The sequence below is a fragment of the Mycobacterium sp. TH-M15 genome, from assembly GCF_057473705.1.
This window is the reverse complement of the sequence record NZ_JBYCLB010000157.1, coordinates 1-3,466: the sequence shown is the minus strand read 5'-3', so window position 1 is coordinate 3,466 and position 3,466 is coordinate 1. Positions and strand designations below refer to the sequence as shown.

Here is a 3,466-nt window from a genome sequence, read left to right as displayed (position 1 = left end):
GGCAACGATGAAGATGGCTGCGCATTCCGGGCCTGCGCCGGTTGGTTTTGTTGATCAGCTGGGCTGCCGGGATTGAAAATTCGGCCACCGCGTGAGTTGACCCTCACACCGTTCGAGTGAGCAGCACCGCCTGCTCAAACGGCAGCCTGGCGAAAAACCACCGGCCGGTGCGCACGTGCTGGGCCGCTTCGGCTTTCGTGACGACCTGGGGGTCGGTGACGCCGTAGTTCTTGCCGCTGCGGCGCATCCGCCCGCCTCCTGCGGCGGTGAGGTTCTTCAACCAGTCCCGGTCGGGGCCGTAAGTCAGCAGGATCGCAAACCCGGGTTGCCCATTGACGTCGGCGCGAAACACCACCAACGGTGTGCGGTAAGCCTTGCCGGATCGCCGCCCGACGTGCTCGAGAATGCCGTGCAGGGGTAACCAGCCAGCCCACAGCCGCTGAATGGGGTTGGTGACGTGCCGGTTAAACCGGGCGAGCCATTGGGGTAGTTGCATGCCGTTATCCAACTCGTCGGCTTGGGTCGACCTCAAGTCTTACACCCTGTAGTTCAACGAGTCGCGGAGGCTGGAACACTGGTCGTCATGGCCAGTACTGACCAGGCAACCGCACCGGCCGGCCCAGCCGTCAGCATCTCGGCGCAGCTGTTCGAGGATGCCTGCGCCGTCATTCCCGGTGGGGTGAATTCCCCGGTACGCGCCTTCTCGGCGGTCGGCGGCACCCCGCGCTTCATCACCGAAGCGCGCGGCTGCTGGCTCACCGACGCCGACGGTAACCGCTACGTCGACCTGGTCTGCTCGTGGGGGCCGATGATCCTCGGCCATGCGCATCCCGCCGTGGTCGACGCCGTCGCCACGGCCGCCGCCTCCGGGTTGTCGTTCGGGGCGCCGACGCCGGCGGAGACGCAGCTGGCCGCCGAGATCATCGGGCGGGTGGCGCCCGTCGAGCGGATACGGCTGGTGAACTCCGGCACCGAAGCCACCATGAGCGCGGTCCGGTTGGCCCGCGGATTCACCGGCCGGGCCAAGATCATCAAGTTCTCCGGCTGCTATCACGGCCATGTGGACGCGCTGCTGGCTGACGCGGGCTCTGGGGTGGCGACGCTGGGCCTGCCGTCCTCGCCGGGGGTTACCGGCGCCGCCGCGGCTGACACAATTGTGTTGCCCTACAACGACATCGATGCCGTTCGGCAGACGTTCGCCCAGTGGGGGGACCAGATCGCCGGGGTGATCACCGAAGCCAGTCCCGGCAATATGGGAGTCGTCCCACCGGCACCCGGCTACAACGCGGCGCTGCGCGCGATCACCGCCGAGCACGGTGCGCTACTGATCCTCGACGAGGTGATGACCGGTTTCCGGGTCAGCCAAAGTGGTTGGTACGGACTCGATCCGGTCGCCGCTGACCTGTTTACCTTCGGCAAGGTCATGAGCGGCGGAATGCCGGCCGCTGCGTTCGGCGGGCGCGCCGAGGTGATGCAGCGGCTGGCGCCGCTGGGGCCGGTGTATCAGGCCGGGACGCTGTCGGGTAACCCGGTGGCGAGGGCCGCCGGATTGGCAACGTTGCGGGCCGCCGACGACGCGGTCTATGCCGCACTGGATAGCAATGCCGACCGGTTAGTTACGCTGTTGTCCGAGGCGCTCACGGATGCCGGTGTGCCACACCAGATTCCGCGGGCCGGAAATATGTTCAGCGTGTTCTTCTCCGAAACGGCGGTGACCGACTTTGCGTCTGCCCGCAACAGTCAGATCTGGCGTTATCCAGCGTTCTTTCATGCCCTGCTCGACGCGGGCGTCTACCCGCCGTGCAGTGCGTTCGAAGCGTGGTTCGTCTCGGCTGCTCTCGACGACGACGCGTTCGGGCGTATCGCTGATGCGCTGCCTGCCGCGGCCGCAGCCGCCGCCCGAAAGCGGAAGTCCTGATGGCCGAGCAAACCCGGGTTCACGTGGTGCGTCACGGCGAGGTGGACAACCCCACAGGAATCCTCTACGGCCGGCTCGCCGGATTCGGCCTGTCTGAGACGGGCAGAGCGCAAGCGGCCGCGGTCGCCGCCGCACTAGCCGATCGTGATGTCGTCGCGGTAATCGCCTCCCCGCTGCAGCGGGCGCAGGAGACCGCGGCGCCCATCGCCGAGAAACACAACCTGCCCGTGGACACCGACCCCGATCTGATCGAATCGGTCAATTTCTTCGAGGGGCGGCGCGTCGGCCCCGGAGACGGCGCTTGGCGGGACCCGCGGGTGTGGTGGCAGCTGCGTAACCCGTTCACCCCGTCGTGGGGGGAGTCCTACGTCGAGATCGCGGCCCGGATGACGACCGCGATGGAGAAGGCACGCGCCCGCGGCGCCGGCCATGAGGTGGTGTGCGTCAGCCATCAACTGCCGGTGTGGACGCTGCGGCTACACCTGACCGGCAAGCGGCTCTGGCACGATCCGCGGCGCCGAGACTGCGCGTTGGGCTCGGTGACCACCTTCGTCTACGACGGCGACCGGCTGGTCGACGTGCAGTATTCCCAGCCGGCGGGCACTTGATCGCGCCGGTGACGATGCAGAGCGAAGCGATGCGGAGGAGTGGCGCCATGACCATCTGGCGGCTGGCGATCGTCGGGGCAGTGTTGGTGACGCTGCTCGCGGGCTGTTCGGGTCGCGATGCGGTAGTCCACGGCGGCACCTTCGAATTCGTTTCGCCCGGCGGCAAGACCGACATCTTCTACGATCCGCCCGCGAGCCGCGGCCGCCCGGGGCCGCTTTCCGGGCCGGACCTGATGGATCCGGCGCGCACGCTGTCGCTGGACGCGGAACCCTTTGCGGGCCAGGTCGTCGTCATCAACGTGTGGGGCCAATGGTGCGGGCCTTGCCGGGCCGAGGTGACCCAATTGCAGCAGGTCTATGACGCCACGCGGAGATCCGGAGTGTCCTCGGTGTCTTTTCTAGGCATCGATGTCCGCGATAACAACCGCCAGGCGGCTCAGGATTTCGTCAACGACCGCCATGTCACGTTCCCGTCGATCTATGACCCGGCGATGCGGACCCTGATTGCTTTCGGCGGCAAATACCCGACCACCGTGATCCCATCCACGTTGGTGCTGGACCGTCAGCACCGGGTCGCGGCGGTATTTCTGCGGGAATTGCTCGCCGGGGATTTGCAACCCGTGGTGGCGCGGCTGGCCCAGGAAGCCGGTCAATGACCGGCTTCACCGAGATTGCCGCCGCGGGACCGCTGCTGGTGGCACTAGGGGTGTGTGTGCTGGCGGGGCTGGTGTCGTTCGCCTCGCCGTGTGTGGTGCCGCTGGTGCCTGGCTACCTGTCGTATCTGGCGGCGGTCGTCGGGGTCGACGGTGTCTCTGACGAAGAGGCGCTCCCAGGGTCGGGCGCGATCAAAGCCCCACCCGCCGCCCGATGGCGGGTGGCGGGGTCTGCGGCGCTGTTTGTTGCCGGGTTCACCACGGTGTTCGTGCTGGACACCGTCGCC

Annotated in this window: 5 protein-coding genes; 4 read left to right on the top strand and 1 reads right to left on the bottom strand. The window is 67.4% G+C overall.

Annotated elements, in window-relative coordinates; all coding sequences use genetic code 11:
• Positions 1-103: 103 nt before the first annotated feature.
• Entirely contained in the window at positions 104-496 is a 393-nt protein-coding gene (locus AC2VNT_RS03770; protein WP_486945581.1) for a nitroreductase family deazaflavin-dependent oxidoreductase, read from the bottom strand.
• 87 nt (positions 497-583) lie between these two features.
• Here AC2VNT_RS03770 and hemL point away from each other — a divergent pair, with 87 nt between their 5' ends.
• The 4 genes from hemL to AC2VNT_RS03750 all read left to right on the top strand — a co-directional run.
• The gene (gene hemL, locus AC2VNT_RS03765; protein WP_486945580.1) at positions 584-1,918 is read left to right on the top strand and encodes a glutamate-1-semialdehyde 2,1-aminomutase; all 1,335 of its coding nucleotides are present in this window, start codon (positions 584-586) and stop codon (positions 1,916-1,918) included.
• Entirely contained in the window at positions 1,918-2,526 is a 609-nt protein-coding gene (locus AC2VNT_RS03760; RefSeq protein ID WP_047313620.1) for a histidine phosphatase family protein, read from the top strand. The genes hemL and AC2VNT_RS03760 overlap by 1 nt, the downstream gene beginning before the upstream one ends.
• Positions 2,527-2,573: 47 nt before the next feature.
• Positions 2,574-3,182 (top strand): TlpA disulfide reductase family protein, encoded by a 609-nt coding sequence (locus tag AC2VNT_RS03755; protein WP_047313790.1) that lies wholly within the window; start codon positions 2,574-2,576, stop codon positions 3,180-3,182.
• On the top strand, positions 3,179-3,466 hold a 288-nt coding region (locus AC2VNT_RS03750; protein WP_486945579.1), incomplete at its 3' end, for a cytochrome c biogenesis CcdA family protein. The genes AC2VNT_RS03755 and AC2VNT_RS03750, both read left to right, overlap by 4 nt.

What these genes read in the sequence shown, in the direction of transcription:
- AC2VNT_RS03770 (WP_486945581.1), bottom strand. Translation starts at nt 496, where the DNA reads ATGCAACTACCCCAATGGCTCGCCCGGTTTAACCGGCACGTCACCAAC.
- hemL (WP_486945580.1), top strand. Translation starts at nt 584, where the DNA reads ATGGCCAGTACTGACCAGGCAACCGCACCGGCCGGCCCAGCCGTCAGC.
- AC2VNT_RS03760 (WP_047313620.1), top strand. Translation starts at nt 1,918, where the DNA reads ATGGCCGAGCAAACCCGGGTTCACGTGGTGCGTCACGGCGAGGTGGAC.
- AC2VNT_RS03755 (WP_047313790.1), top strand. Translation starts at nt 2,574, where the DNA reads ATGACCATCTGGCGGCTGGCGATCGTCGGGGCAGTGTTGGTGACGCTG.